Origin of the sequence: Shewanella schlegeliana (assembly GCF_016765635.1) — a bacterium.
Taxonomy (GTDB): Bacteria; Pseudomonadota; Gammaproteobacteria; order Enterobacterales; family Shewanellaceae; genus Shewanella; species Shewanella schlegeliana.
Genome location: NZ_JAESVD010000005.1, coordinates 88892 through 106433, shown reverse-complemented (window position 1 = coordinate 106433; position 17542 = coordinate 88892). Strand labels below are relative to the sequence as shown.

Annotated in this window: 4 protein-coding genes; all 4 read right to left on the bottom strand. The window is 49.1% G+C overall.

What is annotated here, in order from left to right; translation table 11 throughout:
• Nucleotides 1-59: 59 nt before the first annotated feature.
• From pfaC to JMA39_RS09935, 4 genes are read right to left on the bottom strand one after another with little or no spacing between them, the layout of a single operon-like run.
• A complete protein-coding gene (pfaC, locus tag JMA39_RS09950) occupies nucleotides 60-5951 on the bottom strand; it encodes a hotdog fold thioesterase (protein ID WP_202721731.1) in 5892 nt (1963 codons plus the stop codon).
• Nucleotides 5951-8233, bottom strand: a complete 2283-nt coding sequence (locus JMA39_RS09945) for a PfaB family protein (RefSeq protein WP_202721730.1) — start codon at nucleotides 8231-8233, stop codon at nucleotides 5951-5953. Before JMA39_RS09945 ends, pfaC begins: the two co-directional genes overlap by 1 nt.
• Nucleotides 8233-16545 carry an eicosapentaenoate synthase subunit PfaA gene (gene pfaA / locus JMA39_RS09940; RefSeq protein WP_202721729.1) on the bottom strand — a complete coding sequence of 2771 codons (8313 nt, stop codon included), beginning with the start codon at nucleotides 16543-16545 and terminating at the stop codon, nucleotides 8233-8235. Before pfaA ends, JMA39_RS09945 begins: the two co-directional genes overlap by 1 nt.
• Nucleotides 16545-17411 (bottom strand): transcriptional regulator, encoded by an 867-nt coding sequence (locus tag JMA39_RS09935; RefSeq protein WP_202721728.1) that lies wholly within the window; start codon nucleotides 17409-17411, stop codon nucleotides 16545-16547. Before JMA39_RS09935 ends, pfaA begins: the two co-directional genes overlap by 1 nt.
• Nucleotides 17412-17542: the final 131 nt, after the last annotated feature.

The following is a 17542-nucleotide window of genomic DNA, read 5'->3' as shown; positions in this document are numbered from 1 at the left end:
ATATAGGTGAGCACTTTTGACACAGAAATTGAGTAAAATAGCCAGTCACTCACTCCGGTTTATAAAGATTCTTCGATGCAAATGGCAATATCAAAGACTTCGTAAATGCGCAGACCATCCTTACTCAGGCTGGCATTACCGGTGATCACCTTCTTGCCGTTGTCATCTTTAACCGAGGTGATGCTGACATCCATCGACATCTGCTTGTTTAACGGGTTGATTTGACCGCGATACTTCCACTTGATGTTCGATAAAATCTGGCCGAATTTAGGATTGGTAAATCCAGCGCCTAAGTCTTTACTAATAGCGTAAGCTTGCATGGTTTCAATAATCGCTTCAACACCGAGTGAACCGGGCATAACCGGATCTTGATGGAAGTGGAATTGGAAGAACCAGTCACTTGGATCGATAGTACGCTCAGCATACAAATAACCTAATCCCTCGCTGCCGCCATTATCAACAATCTCAACACTGTCGATAAAGTTCAGCTGGCCACCGGCTAGACGGTAGTGTGGTTGGTTGGCTGGAGCGTTAAAATGACGACAGCTCTTATCGAGTAGGTTCACTTTGGTTGTAGCTGCAACGCCATTAGCCACATGCCAAGGCTGAGTGACCTTGCCGTTATCTAGACCGAGTTGATCTTTAAGGGCGTCGCCTTTGAAGTAACCAAATACTGCGGTACCGCGATAGAAAGGCTCACCATCGGTGCTTAGCTCGAAGCTAAAGCTTTGGATGATGTTGGTGCCTGCCATAACGGTTGATAACAGACGCGAGTCGTTACGAATCGTCTTACCACGAAGGTCCACATCACGCAGCAGTTCACCACTACCGTCTAAGTTACGGAAGAACAACTCAAGGCCAGGGAAGCCAAGAGTGGTACCCATGTAACCTGAGATAAAGCCGTTAGGTTGCAATGAGATCTCCATCAGAATCGAGTAAGGCATTACTGCGCCATGGCTGTTTTTGTCGAAATACCACGCATCTGCAGGCACTTCATACTCGGCGATACACGATGATGGCTTCTTAAAGTCGCCGCGCTTACCGTTCACCTCGATAACGCGAGTCGTCACCTGCAAGTCGCCACAAGGCGTGCGTGGTGGGATCATGCCGCGATAGATAGCGAACTCTGGGCCGAAACATTTCTCGATATCACCGGTAGCAAACTCAAACATGTGATACGGCGTAAACGGCACGGTATCAGGAACGCGGTTCGGATAATCCGGGGTGATTGGCGCTTCAACGTGAGAGATTGGAATCACGCCCTTGTTTGGCTCTTTGGTTAGATCGGGAATTTGTGCCATTAAAGGCGCATTCACTGATGCTGGCTTATATACCTTCTTCGCACCTGTCTGAACATTAGTTGCCTGTTGAGCGTTAGCGGCTGTCGCTGGAGCAGTAAGAATCGGGTAACGAGTACACTCATCTTCCTCTTTAATCATCACCCCTAGGTTTTGGAAATCCACTACGGCTTTGCCGTTAAGCAAGATATCGATATTCGCCTTAGCGTATGGGCGAGGGCTGAAACCAATTTCAGTCACTTCCATGCGGTAAGTCAGTGTCCCTGATTGTGGCAACACCTGTCCGCGACAACGCACCTTCTGAGAGGCATTCTCAAGAGGCTGGAAACGACCATTCTTGGTTTGAACATGCATACCAAGATGTAGCATAAAGAACTGTAGTAGCTGACCACAACCTTCAGCCATCAAGGAGCCCGCCATCACTTGATCACCTTGGAAATGACAAGGGAAGTACCAGTGGTTCGGTTCGAGTTGCTTATGACCTTCGATAAGGCCTAGGCCCCATGCGCCGCCATTGCGTTCAACCTTGCTGACTTGTTCGATCATCAGGAACTTCTCCGATGCGAAACAAAGCGATGGTTGCGCGGGGCCGCTATGACTTGGGCCAAAGCAGCCTTCGATATCGGCACTGAGTAGCTTATGGATCTCGCCATAGCTGAAGCTGGTTTTCGGGCAGTCTAGCAGTGGGCTGAAGGTTTTCTTTACTGCTAAGTTACGCGCCTTGATCTCATCTTCGGTGCGGATAACCCCTTTACCATCGGCAAGTTCTTCATCGGTGAAGAAACCTGCACAGCCACCATCCATCTTAAGGATCATGGTGTCGCCAACGAAACACTCATAAGAGAAGAAGAACAGCAGGGTATCGCCGTTACGGGCATAGTTGTTGATCTTGATGTCATAGCGCAGAGTGTCACCGCCACGTGGCAGATCACCTAAGAAGGTGAGGGTACAATCGAGCAGACGATAGACACGCTCTCCCTTGTTCTCAAAATCGATACCTAAATAGCTAATGAGCATCAAGTCGCACTGACCAGACTCAACGGCTACAGCCCATGGGATCTGACCGTCGACAAGGTAAGGCGCATCAACGGGGATATCATACTCAGTGGTCATTGAGCATGGCTTAAACTCGTTCATGGTGGCATCGAGCTTAGTCACGCGTGACACCAATAGATAGTCAGTGGTTGGAAGACGTACGCGGCGAGAGTAGCTATCGATAATCGCGTAGTCGCTGCCAAATACCTTGGCAATATCGCCTTCGGCATACTCGACTAAGTCGGCATAGTTCCAGATACAGGGCTTTAGCTCAGGTGTCGGCGCCGTGTATGGCGGTACGTTAGCATGATCAGGCTTGAGTACAGTATTTGTTGCTGGTGAGGCGGTTGCAGGAGCATGAACCGTATTAACTGGCTGGGTTAACGTGCTTTGGTTTAGCGAAGCGGTTTGGCCTTTTGCTTGTGCAATCTCTTGAGCAAGCTGCTGTTTAAGCAGTGCATCGGCGACCTTCATACCTGCTGAGCGGCTTTCTAAGAATGCTTGGTGAGCCGCTTGAGTCAGTTGCTGGTTCTGTTGAAATGCGCTTAAGTTGCCTGCAGACACATCGATTGCTGCGGTTTTAGTCGGCGGCGCTTCAGTTGTAATAGTTTTAGCTAGATTGGTCATAGGGTTACCTAATACTGGTGTAGGGCTAACAGGTGCAACAGTGCGGGTAATAAGTGGCTTATCTCGCTTGATAACAGAGGATGCTGTGCCTTGGGCAAGCTTGCTCTGAATTGAGCTTAAGTGCGCAAGTGGTGTGTCGACGATATGTTGATAGATATCTCGACCGCCTAAGGTGACTTGCTTTAATAGTTGATGCTTAGCATCAGACTTAAGCTCACAGCTTAAGCGCGATGTCAGTGCACGCTGTTGGTTTGCACTTTGGCTAATCAATAACTGAGAGACTTGGTTTTCACTGGTGTTGACGACCAATGCGCTTTGCGGCGCGCCTCCCTGTTGCGCTTGTAAAGACAGGTTGAGTAGGCCGTGCAGCAGACTCGCCATACCGGCTGCGGCAAAGCTATGGCCCACACGCTCTTCTGCACAAGTGCTGGTGACGTGAGGCAGTAGATTGTTTAGCGGTGAATGTACACAGCTTCCTGGTGCAACACTGGTTTCAACCAGCTTGATGCTGCTAGGCTCCGCGCAGACTTGAGTCAGTAGTTTATCCGTAACGTGTCTAGCCTCTGTTGCTTTGCCAAAAGCGAGGGCGCTTATCTCTGCATAAGAAGGTTGGCCGTAAGAAGTCTCTCCATAAGAGCCTTGGTCATACGAGTCTTGACTATCGGCAGCGCTAGAATCGCTCGGTACCAATACGATAGCGCCAGCGCCTTCACCCACATTCCAGCCATTGCTGTTTTGGGTGGCTGTCGCATCGATTGAGACAGGCTCGACACTGTTTTTCAAGATAACCTGCTCGAAGCTACCCGAGAGATCGACCGCAGCGATAACCACAGCGTCCAGTGCCTCGCTTGCCATCATATTTTGGGCGACATCGATACAGCGGCTCACCGATTGCTCTGCGGCAGAGATGGTAAATGCAGGGCCATTAAAGTCCCATAGTGAGGCGATGCGCGAGGCCATGATATTACCGATAAAACTGGTGTACTGATTCAGCTTGGCAGCATCGAGTACACTGTCCATGGTGATCGCTTCTAGGGCTTGATACTCATCATCGCTTAAGATCACGCCCATGGCCGATAGGCTCTCTTGCAGCTGAGTATGCAGGTTAACGCGGCCGCGGAACTGATGTAACTCTAACTCGGTTTCCATAGCGACTAATACCGCTACTTTTTGACCCGGATTTAGCTTGGCATCACGAATCGCCTCATCGGTCACCTTCATCAACATCAGTTGTTGTGAGATCAGGCGATCATCTTCATTTGGCGGCAGTTTAAAGCGCAGAAAATCGAGCTCGAAACTGTCGACATAGGCGCCTTTTGGCGCTGCGTTTAGGCCAAACTTTGCTAGCAATTCGTTATGTTTCTCTAGGCCCTTCCAGCGTTGCTTTGGTAGCGAAATAAAGCCGTTACTCTTGCTACTGATAGCGTCATTGAGCTGGTTGATACTGCTTAGCGGGCCAAAGTGCGAGGCAAGACCTGTGATCTTCATCGACTCAGGTTTAGTTGTTTGCACAGCTTGCTTGCTAGCAGCTTGTAAGCCAGTGGCCTGAGCAGCTGAGTAGGACTCTAGTAAAAGGTGGGCATTACAGCCACCAAAGCCAAATACCGACACGCCAGCATGACGATGTTTTACACCATCGATATTGTTGGATCTTTTATCTGGCCACCCCTGAACCATATTGGGTAGCGTAGGCTTACCAAAGAGCTTATTAGGGGAGGATATCGCATCGCTGATATTGATACTTGGCGGAAGGAAGCCCTCTTTCATGGCGAAGATCATCTTCATGATCCCCGGCATGCCAGCTGCTGTCAGCAGGTGACCTAGGTTAGATTTTGCCGAGCCAATTAGCGGCGCTTCATTGCCTTGAAGCTTATCCTCGAAGAAGGTTTCCATCGAGGTCAGCTCTATCTTATCGCCCAGTGGAGTCCCCGTAGCATGACATTCAATCACTTCGATATCTTTTGGTTCGATATCACTGGCAGCATAGGCGCGCTCGAAAGCTTTGACCTGGCCTTTAGGGTTAGGGCTAAGGACAAACTGCCCCTTACCGTCGTTAGACAGGCCTACACCACTGACGACAGCATAGATTTTATCGCCATCACGCTCGGCATCTTCAAGGCGCTTTAATACTAAAACGCCCGCACCTTCGCCAGCGAACAGGCCCTTACTGTTGGCATCGAAGGGGACTGATATGCCGTGATCTGGGTAGGCGTGAAAGATTGAGAATCCCATATTGATAAAGAAGGGATCCGCACCCGATACCGCACCCGCTAACATCACATCACTCTTGCCAGCGCTTAAGTAGTCACAGGCGAGTTTAAGTGAGTAAACCGAACTAGCACAGGCTGCATCGAGGCTAAGCTGTGCGCCGCCTAGGCCTAAAGCATCGGCCACGACTTTTGAGGCGTTATGAGCTATCGCACCATTGGCGCAGTCGAGATCCACTTCGCTTTGGGCACGAGTGGTGTGGCCATTGGTTGGGTTTAGCTTAAACCCTTGATGACCTAGTTTATCCTGCAGCGCTTTTTCAACGGCGCTGTGATAGATAGGCAGAAATAGATCGTTTGAGCGAGTCGTTGGGAACGACAATGCTCCCATAACGATACCTGTGCGCGCTAATGCATCGCTGTTTAAGGCGATCCCAGCATCATCGAGTGCTTTACGACTAGTGTCTAGCGCCCATAGAAAACTGTCATCGAGTCCGGTTAGGCTCTCACTTGGTAGCTGATAACCGCTTGGGTCGAAACAGAAGTTTTCAATATAGCCGCCTTTATCACAATAAAAACGGTCTGACTGGCCTTGAACGCCTTGATAGTCGCTGCTGTTAGCCCCCAATTTTTCATTGGTCAGTGTCGTACGTGAGTCGCGTTTATCGAGTAAGTTCTGCCAAAACTCCTGTGGAGATTTAGCATCAGGGTAGAGAGTGGCGAGACCGACAATGGCGATCTTGCTTTGCTTTCCTGCGGGTATTTTTTTATCTGAAGAAGACATTAGACTTCTCCTTGTAATGTTAGGTTTGTCACCTGCTCGGCTGTGACTCCTTGTGCGGTCGATACAGCTTGCAGTTGGCTCTGTGCTATCTCACGATTTAATCCATCAATAAGTGGTTGAGTCGTGAGTGGCACGCGATGACTAATGAGTTGGCCTAATGCCTTGAGTAGGGTAGTGATATCATCACCGCCTTTCGCATTGACGGGGACGGTGCAGCATAGGTAGTCAGTTGACTGAGCGCCACATTGACGGTCTTGCTTGGCTATCTTATCGATAAGAGTGCAGTTTTGTCTGTCAGCTCCTAACTCGACAAATAGCTTAGCACCTTGCTTTTGTGCGCTATGAATAAGCGCAGTAAAGTCTAAGGTGTTGCAGAAAGTATCGGCAATTGAGTTTGCGATTGTTTGACTATCGAGGCCGCCATGGCTGTTTGTAACCTTGCTATCGCCGGAGGCTGCACTGATAAATTTAATTTCAGTCGGTAATGACGCTTCAAGGGGCTGCTGATAGAACTGCGCTACGTTGCTATGCTCTTCCATTGCTGGAGTCGTATGCATCGCAGTGACACGGTTTGCAGCAATGCCTCGCTTGCCTAACTGAGTTAGCAGCTCGCGGCACTGAGTTTCACAGCCTGCAATCACACAGGTATCCCCCTGAACAATCGCAAGATAGGCGTGAGGGAACTTTGGTAGTAGCGCTTTAATCGGCGCAGCGGCTGAGCGCACCACAAAGCTGTTCCATACAATCTCAGCATCGGCTTCATTTAGCTGCCATGCCCTGCGAACAGCGGTTAGCTTGCCTGAAATCGCGCGTGTAAATAGCGGGTCAGTTTTGGTTTTCTCAATCAAGGCGTGTGGGTCTTTCCATACACCAAGACTTGCCCACATTGAGGCTTCACCCATGGAGTAACCTAAGGCAAAGTTAGGCGTGATGCCGAACTCTTTCACCAATAACTGAGTCAGTAGGTAGCTGCTCCCCACACCCGCAATCGCCAGATCGCCAAGTGGCATAGCGGGCGTCACTTTTGGGTCTAAATTATAGATAGCCTCAGCTTGAAACATGGATTTTAAGTCACCTTCACGCTCTAGCTGTGAATAGAGTGACGGAAAATATCCATGTAGCTCACTGAACATATCGCTATAGACAGTGCCCACGCCAGGGTAGACAAAGGCAAGGCCACTCTGGTCAGTTGTACCGAGAGGCTCAGCCGTGAAATAACTTCCTGCTGGTGTGCGGTACTGACTTTTTTCATCCATCATTTTAGGCAAAGCTAAGGCAATTGCATCAAGTTCTTGCTGCATAGCTTTAATTGAACTCGCTTGCAGTGTGATGGCATATGTACGATTCGTGCTGGCTTCGAAGGCGAGTAAGTTATCACGCATCAAGGTCAGCAGTGAGTCTCTTAGCCTAGGCTTTGATGCCAGCGCTGTTAGTTTGGCTTGTAGTGCATCAAGCTCGGCGACAAGCTCTGCTTGGTTATCAGCACAAACAACAAACTGTAATCGCTGCTCATTGATAATCGATTTTGCAGCGATAAAGCCTGAGCCTTGGGAGACGACAAAACTGATACAGCTCGCTGCTGGTTGAGTCTTTGAGCTGCTTTGTGAAGCGTTAGTCAGATTGATCGCCAGCACGCGTGCTTGATGGTGATCGGTAAACCAGTAGTGACTCGTCGCTTGTTTAGGGCTAATCGATGTCGCATCTCTATGGTGGGTACGAGAGGCCAGATCTTTGATTTGTTCACACACGGCATCAAACTGCTCTGTGCTACTAAGCTCAGGCAGATCGATACGTTTGCTAACATTCTCTTGCTTACGCTTGGCTTGGTTTAAAGCACTCTTCATACAAGAATCAACCACACAAGAGTCAGCGATACATGTGTCTGTGAGGGCGGAGGTCACTAAACCTGCCTCTGTTTGGATCTGCATTGCAGCAAGCACCGCATGAGGGTGAATGCGATTCTGTGCGGCAGTTAGCGCCGGCATCATCAACAGCGAGCTTGTTTCTGTTGATATTTGCACTATTTTGCCTTGCTCAATCGACTCGATAGTGGCTGTTAAGTTAGCCTCAAAATCATCGACCTTGATAGAGACAAGCTCAGTTGTCTCAAGCAATTTTGAGCGATACAGCTCAGGCAATAAGTGAGGCAGTAGCTTAGCGTTTTCTGCGTTATAAAGGCTTAGGTCTAGTGGCGTAGGTAGCACCAAGAGTGCGATGCGCAGTGGCATCTCACTCTTGATAACTTGATCACTGACGCTATTACTAGCTGTCGAGTTAACCATTATGACTTTTCTCCCGAGGCGCTCAAGGCTGATTCACCAGCGCTCATGGCTTTTTCTTCAGCGCTCATGGCTGTTCCATTCAAAAAAGCGCTGTTGAGGTTCTTGCTGATAGTGACTTTCGCCCCTTTCATCATCGCGCTAAGCTCACCATTTTCAAGGTAAAGCGCGATATTCGCCTCAAGTGAACGAGCACTTGTCTTAACGACTTCTAGCTCTAGCATCCCTTTGTCACCAAATGCCAATGGCTTGTGTGAGATAAACTCGCCGATACTTGATGGCAAACTCGCAGCCCCGTACTTAAGCCTTGCCCATACCAACATCGCCTGCAGCAGCAGATCTTCAGCAAACGGCTGACTGCCGCCGATATGCGTTGTTGCCACAAACTGGCCGCAATCACTGTCGCTCACCTGTGGTAGCTGGCAGCTGGCTAACAGACCTTTATCATCAAAGTTAAATACCTGCTTTATGCCCTGCAAACGTGGCCCATGGAATAGGGTACCCTTGCTGTAGAGCTTATCCGCCGATGTGACGGCATTACCAAGCGCTGCGAACGATTTCGATGTCGCATCATCAAGGTTGCCCTCTGCACCGATTAGGGTCGCCTTATATTGCGGGCGTCCTTGGTTAGTGATCAGAGCCTGCAACGTTGGAGCTTCACAAGCTGTAGGCTCGCTATTTGCAACTACTGGCGTCAATTCAAGCGTTATCTCTTGAATATCATCGCTTTCGAAGATGATCCCTTTGAGCAGCTTATAATCGAGAACTTTAACCTGAGAGCCGAGCATTTTACTCGCGGCCTCGCGCATCCACTGAATTGCGCATACAGTGGGGAGCACAGGGTTACCGCTAATGCGGTGGTCTTGGATAAAGACCATCGCACTAGGGTTTAAGGTTCTTGTTAACGTCATAGGCGCAAGACTCTGCGGGATCAGTGCGCTTGGCACCTCACCCGCATTAAGCTTTTTTACAGAAGAGCCTTCTGCTTTGTTTGTATCAGCACCGCCTTGCATAGAGGTACCAATCAGCAACTGCACGCCAGTCTCACTAAGCAGTTGGCTAGCGAATAGCTCAGCACCTGCTTTTAGTGGGATAACGTAAACGCCACGTTCGGTAAACATCTTCTTCAGCGCATCGGTGACCATGCCGCCATCCCAAGGTCCCCAGTTAAAGCTCATCACTTTAGCTTGTGGATTACGAGCAGTGAACTGCAGCGCCGCCTTGTTAAGGATGTCGTTTGACATGGCGTAATCGCTCTGACCTGTGTTGCCGTAGAAACCGGCAGCCGATGAGAACATCGCCAGTAGTTTTACTTTGCTTGAATCGATCGCCTCAAGCAGGGCTTTAAGGCCGTTAACCTTAGTGCCGTAGACGCGAGCTAACTCTTCTATCGTCTTATCTTGAATATGCTTGTCGGCAAGCACGCCTGCACCGTGGATTAGGCCAGTGATCTCATTTGAGCGACCGTTTAGAGCTGCTGTGATAGCACCACTGTCGGTCACATCCATGCTGACGTATTCGGCGCTTGCACCAACTTGGGCAAAAGCTTCAAGGGCAGTGTTGATCTCGATTGAACTCTTTACCGTCCAGACTAAGGCTTCTACCTGTTTAGGCGTCGGCTTATTTCCTGTTGAGATGATATGGGCAATGGCAGCGGGTTTTAGCTCGCTAATTTGCTTATTTTCAGCCCATGCGGGAATAGTAAGCAGCTCACTGCGGCCAGCAAGGATAAAGTGAGATTGTGTGCGCTTGGCTAAGGCAAGGGCACATTCGAAGGTCACACCTTTTGCGCCTCCGGTCACCAGTATGTTATCTGAACTATTTAGTTCGCAAGCCGTATGTTTATTGCTCGCATCGCCTGCAATTAAGGTTGTACGTGAAACGTTCCCCTTAGCGTCGACAGCGATCCCCACTTCTGGCAGTTGAGTGCTGTTATCGAACAGTTCGTTAGTAATAGCATCGGCCAGATGGGTTGCATCAACATCCGTTGCAATATCCAGTGCGCGGCAGAAAACCTGTGGCCATTCATGGCTTAGGGTTTTGGTTAAACCTGCTAGTGCCGCTTGGTTTAGTTCAGCATCTTTAAGCGCATCGGTATTTAGGTAACCAAAGCCACCATCGATACGGCTTACGGTAACAAAACAGCGGCGCGAGTCACTGCTGGCGACGAGCTTTGGTTGCAACAGTTTTGCCCATAAAAACGCGTGGCTTACATGGGTAAAGCTTTGCGTATTTAGGTTAACTGCACCCGTTTGCTCAGTTGCATTAACTTCTGGCTGTAGGTGGATGAAGCCGCCAATCGTGCCAACCTGAGTTTCAATTTGTGCGATAACTGCAGCAATACTGGTTTCAAGCTCAGAATCCTTGCCTGATGCTAGCTCAAAGCTGGCTACGTCACTTGAAAGTGGCGATTGTGGCTGGCCTTCAGGTAGACGTACTACAGCAATGGTAAGACCTTGTTTTGTTAGTTTCTCTGCTAGGACACCTGCGTTATGACCATCATCGTTGATCACAACAGTTGTGTCTGCGGCGAAACAGTTTTCTAGTTTGTCCGCCGCATTAAGCTTTTTTAGCGCTACCTCGCTATGAGGAGGAAGTTCTAGAGAAGAGGTAATCGTCTCCGCTGCTGACTTAACTGCACCTGATACAGCAGCGGCAGTTGTAGAGAGCTTAGAGTTCATAGAGCCTTCAGCTGCACTTGTAGGCCGTTTAGAGCCATCAGCCAGATTAGAGTTCATATAGTCCACAATCTCACCAAGGGTACGGCACTCGGCTAAATCTTCAGGATTAAGCTCAGGCAAGCCTGGCAGCTCATCTTGCACTGTCCCCAGAATTTCAACACGCTTGATAGAGTCGATGCCTAAATCAGCTTCCATATCCATGCTCAGTTCAAGCATTTCTGTTGGGTAACCAGTTTTATCGGCAACCACTGACATCATGGTCGCTTGTACCTTTTGTGCGCTCAAGGCTGTTTGCGAGCTCAAGGCTGTTTCAGCTGGTGCTGCATTCACTTGAGGCGTAGAGCCTTCAGCTGGAAGCTTGCTTCCCATATAAGTCACGATTTCGCCAAGGGTGCGACACTCAGCCAAATCTTCAGGATTAAGCTCAGGCAGACCCGGTAGCTCATCTTGCACTGTACCTAGAATTTCAACACGCTTGATAGAGTCGATACCAAGGTCTGCTTCCATATCCATGCTCAGTTCAAGCATTTCCGTTGGGTAGCCAGTCTTATCGGCGACCACTGACATCATGGTAGCCTGTACCTTGTCCGCAGAGAGACCATTCGCTACAGAAGTCGCAGCTGCTTGAGGCGCCGCTGCGGCACTTGTATGAGACAGCTTAGAGCCATCAGCCAGCTTAGAGTTCATGTACGCCACGATTTCACCAAGAGTACGACACTCGGCCAAATCTTCAGGGCTAAGCTCTGGCAAACCCGGTAGCTCATCTTGCACCGTACCTAGAATTTCTACACGCTTGATAGAGTCGATACCAAGGTCTGCTTCCATATCCATGCTCAGTTCAAGCATCTCTGTTGGGTAGCCAGTCTTATCAGCAACGACTGACATCATAGTGCTTTGGACTCTGTCAGCGCTCAGAGCTGTTTCACCGCTTAAGGCTGTTTGCGAGCTCAAGGTTGTTTCAGCTGGTGCAGCACTTACTTGAGGCGCAGAGCCTTCAGCCGGCAGTTTACTGCCCATATAAGCCACGATTTCACCAAGGGTACGACACTCGGCCAAATCTTCAGGGCTCAGCTCAGGCAGACCCGGTAGCTCATCTTGCACCGTACCTAGAATTTCAACACGCTTGATAGAGTCGATACCGAGGTCGGCTTCCATATCCATTTCAAGCTCTAGCATTTCAGTTGGGTAGCCAGTTTTTTCGGCAACCACTGACATCATGGTCGCTTGTACCTTGTCGGCACTTAGACCGTTTGCAGCTGGTGCAGCACTCACTTGAGGAGCTAGCGCCACGGCACTTGTAGAAAGCTTAGAGTTCATATAAGCCACGATCTCGCCAAGGGTACGACACTCAGCCAAATCTTCAGGACTAAGCTCTGGTAAACCCGGTAGCTCATCTTGCACTGTGCCAAGGATCTCAACGCGCTTGATAGAATCGATACCGAGATCGGCTTCCATATCCATCTCAAGCTCTAACATCTCAGTCGGGTAGCCAGTTTTCTCGGCAACCACTGACATCATGGTCGCTTGTACCTTGTCGGCATTTAGACCGTTTGCAGCTGGTGCAACACTCACTTGAGGAGCTAGCGCCACGGCACTTGTAGAAAGCTTAGAGTTCATATAAGCCACGATCTCGCCAAGGGTACGACACTCTGCTAAATCTTCAGGGCTAAGCTCAGGTAGGCTCGGTAGCTCGTCTTGCACTGTACCTAGAATTTCTACACGCTTGATAGAATCGATACCGAGATCGGCTTCCATATCCATCTCAAGCTCTAGCATCTCAGTCGGGTAACCGGTCTTCTCGGCAACCACTTCAAGCATGGTGGCTTGTACCTTTGTCGCGCTCAAGGCTGTTTGCGAGCTCAAGGCTGTTTGCGAGCTCAAGGCTGTTTCTGCTGAAAGCGTTGTTGGGCTTGTATTAGTCGGTACAACAGCGGCTTGAGCAGGCGCAGCTTGGCGAACAACCTGTGCTGTTGGTGCATTCACCACTGGGGCTGTTTGTGCTGGTGCCGTTTTAATTGGAGCAGCCTGAGTTGGCGCAGTCTGAACAGGTGCTGCCGCTGGAACAGTTATGGCTGCAGGCTGTGCAATGACTTCGCTTTGAACTACTTTGCTTTGAATTACTTCGCTTTGAATCTGTGGCGCATAAGTGGTGGTCGCAGTGCCATTAAGTAGATTTAGCGCCGCAATGTTGCTACCCGCTTGCATCTCAAGGAAATGAGTGTGGCTTTGCAGTGTTTGAGCTTGTAGTTGGTGGAATTGCTCCATAGAGCGTTGTAGGCTCTCAGGGATCGCAATACCTGAACCTGCCAGCTTAGTCTGCTCAGTCATCAACGTGGTGAAAGTCTCGCCGTATTGCAGCGGGATCTCAAGGAACTGCTGATGAAGCTCGGCTGCTTGCTGCTGAGCGGCAAAGAAATTGCTCAGAGCATCATTACCAATATTAAGCGCCACTGACGGCTTGCTGTTTTTAGACACTACTTGGCTCTCTATAACTGAATCTTCAACGGAATTGACTGTAACTGAACCGGCTTGGACAGGCACTGCTACCTCAATAATCTTTTCAACTTCAACGACTTTTTCGACAATCTTTTCGACTTCAACCAGCTTCTCAACTTCAACCACTTTCTCTTCGACGATGCGTTCAATTTGAGAAGTGACAGTGCCTGTCTCTAATGACTTGGCCATCTTGGCGCGAGTGGCTTTGCTGATATGGTTAGCCGCATTTAGCGAGATGCTCATTGGCGACTTTTTAGCTGGCGCTGCGATATCGGCTTGGTATGGGTCGATTTCGCTTAGTACTACGCCTGATACGGCGAGTTGCATAGCGGCTTGTTTAAGCTGTAGATCGCTATCACCCTTAGCATTCGGATTGATAGAGATAGTGCACACTTCATTGTCAGTATTGGCTAGGGTACCTTGAACTAACTTTTGTAAGATGTTCTTTGGCCCAAACTCAACAAATATGCGTGCGCCGTCGTTGTACATAGCTTCAAGCTGGCTAGTAAAGCGCACCGATTGAAGCATATGTTTCTTAAATGAGGCTTTAATCTTCGCGGCAGTAGTTTCATAAAGGGCACCGGTTGCGTTTGAGTAAAGCGCACGGCTGGCTTTAGTAAACTTCGCCGTATCAATGGCTTTAGCAAATGGGGCTTGCGCGTGACCTACAAGCTCGGTGTGGAACGCACCCGATACAGGTAAGTTAATCGCCTTGTAACCAAGCTCAGCGAGTGCCTTAGCAGCATCGCCTGTTGAACCGGTAGGGCCTGCAATCACTGATTGAGTTGGCGCGTTATAGTTAGCCACTTTAACGCCATCAAATTTAGCAATGGTTGCTTCGAGGGTTGCTAGATCTGTAGTGCCTTTTTCTTGGTGAATAATGGCATACATGGTACCTGCATCGGCTTCTACGCCATCTTTAGCTTCTGCTTTAGTCGCCATAGCATCACCACGGGCGAAGGCAAGCTGGTAGTAATCATCGGCTGAGATCACGCCTGCGGCACACAAAGCGCTCAGTTCACCAAAGCTGTGACCTGCCACCATGTCGGCATTAAAACCAGCCGCAGTGAATAGCGCATACTGGCCCATAGAGATAGCACCAATTGCACTTTGCGCATTGGCGGTATTGGTCAGAATCGCTTCTTGTGCTTTAAGGTCATCTTTATTAAATACTGGTTTTGGATACAGAGTCTGTGAAAGCGGTGTCTTATCATTAGCGGCAAAGACTTTATCAGCGATTACAAATTGCTGACGCATCTCAGGGTAATAACAAGCCAGTTCACGGCCCATATTCAAGTATTGAGAACCTTGACCTGCAAATAGTGCGGCAACTTTGCCTTCAATGGCTGCAACACGGTAGCTAGTGCCACCCGGTAACTGCCAGCTGGTGTCACTTGATTCAAGCTTAGTGACTGCTTGCTTGATTTGGTTGACTAACTCTTCGCGAGTATTGGCGACAAGGCCGATACGTGGCGCATTGGCTTCAAGCTCACGCAGAGGATAATTTGCTGCGGCATCTTTTAAGATAAATTCAGCTTGTTCTGCAGATGCTGCCAGTGTGTTTAACTCTTCTACTAGCTTAGCTTTATCGCTGGCGCTGACTAAGAAGCTTTGTGCGACTTGACGCTGACGGTACTTGGCTTTTTCACTATCAACACGGCTATGCTCATTGTTGTACTCTTCCAATACGAAGTGGAAGTTAGTGCCACCAAAACCAAATGAGCTAATACCGGCACGGCGCGGCGTGCCATCAACGCGAGGTAGCCACGGACGGGTTTCGGTATTGAGGTAAAATGGTGAATTTTCGATATTAAGCTTAGGACTAGGCTGGCTGACGTTGATGGTGGCTGGTAACACCTTGTGGTGTAGTGCCAATGCGGCCTTAATTAGACCCGCTGTACCCGCAGTCGACTTAGTGTGACCGATTTGCGATTTCACTGAGCCCAATGCGATGTGCTGCTTAGTGTCGTTCTCATCGCGAAATACTGAGCAAAGACCTGCAAATTCGGCGGCGTCACCTGCAGCAGTTCCTGTGCCGTGAGCTTCGATAAGCCCTAGGGTGTGCGGTGCAAAACCTGCATCATCATAGGCACGGTTTAGCGCTTTTGCTTGACCTTCAGGACGCGGTGCATAGATAGACTTGAACTTACCGTCTGATGAAGCACCAATGCCTTTAATCACCGAGTAGATACGGTCGCCATCGCGCTCAGCATCTTCAAGGCGTTTTAGCGCTACCATGCCAATACCTTCACCAATCATCATGCCTTTTGAGTCGATATCAAATGGCTGAATGGTTTCGTTAGTGGTAAAGGCGGGAGTCTTAGAAAAGCTCATGTACATAGACGGTGAGTTATCGGTACAGACACCACCGGTGATCATCATCTCTGAGCGACCTTCGGTTAGCTCGGTCAGCGCCATACGCATTGCGGCTAGTGAGCCTGCACAGGCTGCATCGACCACACAGTTCATGCCACCAAAATCGAAACGGTTGGCGATACGACCGGCAATCACATTACCTAATGAACCTGGGAATGAGTTCTCTTCCCAATGCACATATTGATCTTGGAACTTCTTGATCAACATTTCACTGTCTTCATCGCTAATGCCGCTGTTGGCGAACACTTTCTTCAGTACCGGATACTGCAGACGCGCCGTTAGGCTGTGGCTAATTTTTTGACCGCCGCCCACGCCAAGAGTGATACCAATTTTATCTCTGTCGTAACCTTCTGGCAGGTTGGCATCGGCTAATACTTCTTTGGCGACAATCAATGATAGCAGCTGCGATGAGTCGGTTAGCTCTAGGATATTTGGCGGCAGGCCAAACTCCATTGGGTTGAAATCAACGTCAGGCAGGAAACCACCACGCTTACAGTAACTCTTATCGGCTACGGTTTTATCTGCGTCGTAATACTCTTCTGGTTGCCAGTGAGTCGATGGCAATTCGGTGATGGCATCGATTTTCTCGCTGATTAAGTCCCAAAACTTATTCAAGTAACGAGAGTTAGCAAAGATGCTTGCCATGCCAACGATGGCGATAGGCATATCTTTAAGGCGCTTATTTAAGCGTGAATCAGCTTGTGAGTCTTGTGCTTGCTCAGTCGTTTTAGCTGACTTTGTAGGTTTAGAGGTCTGGCTCATTATGAGTCTCCGCTGGGTGCCTGAGTGTCAGGCGTCTTGTTGTTTGTTATAAGCGTTTCTTTTGAGGTGTGGCGATTTGGCGTCGCACCAGGAAAGCGCTGTAAAAAGGTGTGATAGTTACGTACGAGTAACTTTCGTAGGTGGAACGGCCCATGTTTAAGTACATAGGTCATGTAACGGTTGGTGGCTTGGGTATTGCCGTCTTGATAGATGTCGAGATAGATCCAATCACTGTGAGGATCGATGCCGAGCAAAATTGAACTGGGTGTCTCTTCGGTCAGTTTAGGTGGAATGGTAAGCGAAACCACCTGAACCACATTGTCACCATCAGTACTAGGCAGGGCTAACGTTTTAGCCAGTGCTTCATAGTGTAGGGTGTAGGTTTGTACGTCGCTGCCTTGGGTGACAGGGATCTGGTTGAAATAGCGCATCGGCACATGCGGACTTTCAATATCGCTAACTCTTGAAACTCCATAACGTTTTAAACACCTTGCTAAACCGGAACGGGACACATTTGGATTAATAAATTTCTGTGTCGCTTTTAAGAGCCTATCTAATGGCATCTTTAGCTGATAGCGCAGTCCAACGACCACGTACTCCTGCAAGGGGGTTAACGTGGTATTGAGATGGTGAGGGGTATTGGGACAGTTTTCAACGGAGTCGCGCTTACGCCATTTGCGAACGGTAGCTTCACTGATATTCAGTATCTTTGATAATTGACTGACACTGAGATGCGATTCTTGGATGAATCGGCGCATCTCCGGAGTCGTAGTGGCATTGCTATGCCTTGTCTCTGTCTCAGTTTGCGTACACTCATTCGGGATATGGCTTCCTTCCCCTAAGTGTTTACTGCTTGTTTTTACCATCAGTTTAGCGGCTACCCGTTAATAATCTGTTGGGACTCAATAGCGATACCACTTGTAGTCATTGGACCTTAGGTCTCTATCTATCGCAATAAAGTCGATGTTTTTTGGCTAATGGCTGAGCAGACTACCTG

Coding starts and splice junctions, on each gene's coding strand:
- pfaC (WP_202721731.1), bottom strand. CDS start 5,951: ATGTCTTCTTCAGATAAAAAAATACCCGCAGGAAAGCAAAGCAAGATC.
- JMA39_RS09945 (WP_202721730.1), bottom strand. CDS start 8,233: ATGGTTAACTCGACAGCTAGTAATAGCGTCAGTGATCAAGTTATCAAG.
- pfaA (WP_202721729.1), bottom strand. CDS start 16,545: ATGAGCCAGACCTCTAAACCTACAAAGTCAGCTAAAACGACTGAGCAA.
- JMA39_RS09935 (WP_202721728.1), bottom strand. CDS start 17,411: ATGGTAAAAACAAGCAGTAAACACTTAGGGGAAGGAAGCCATATCCCG.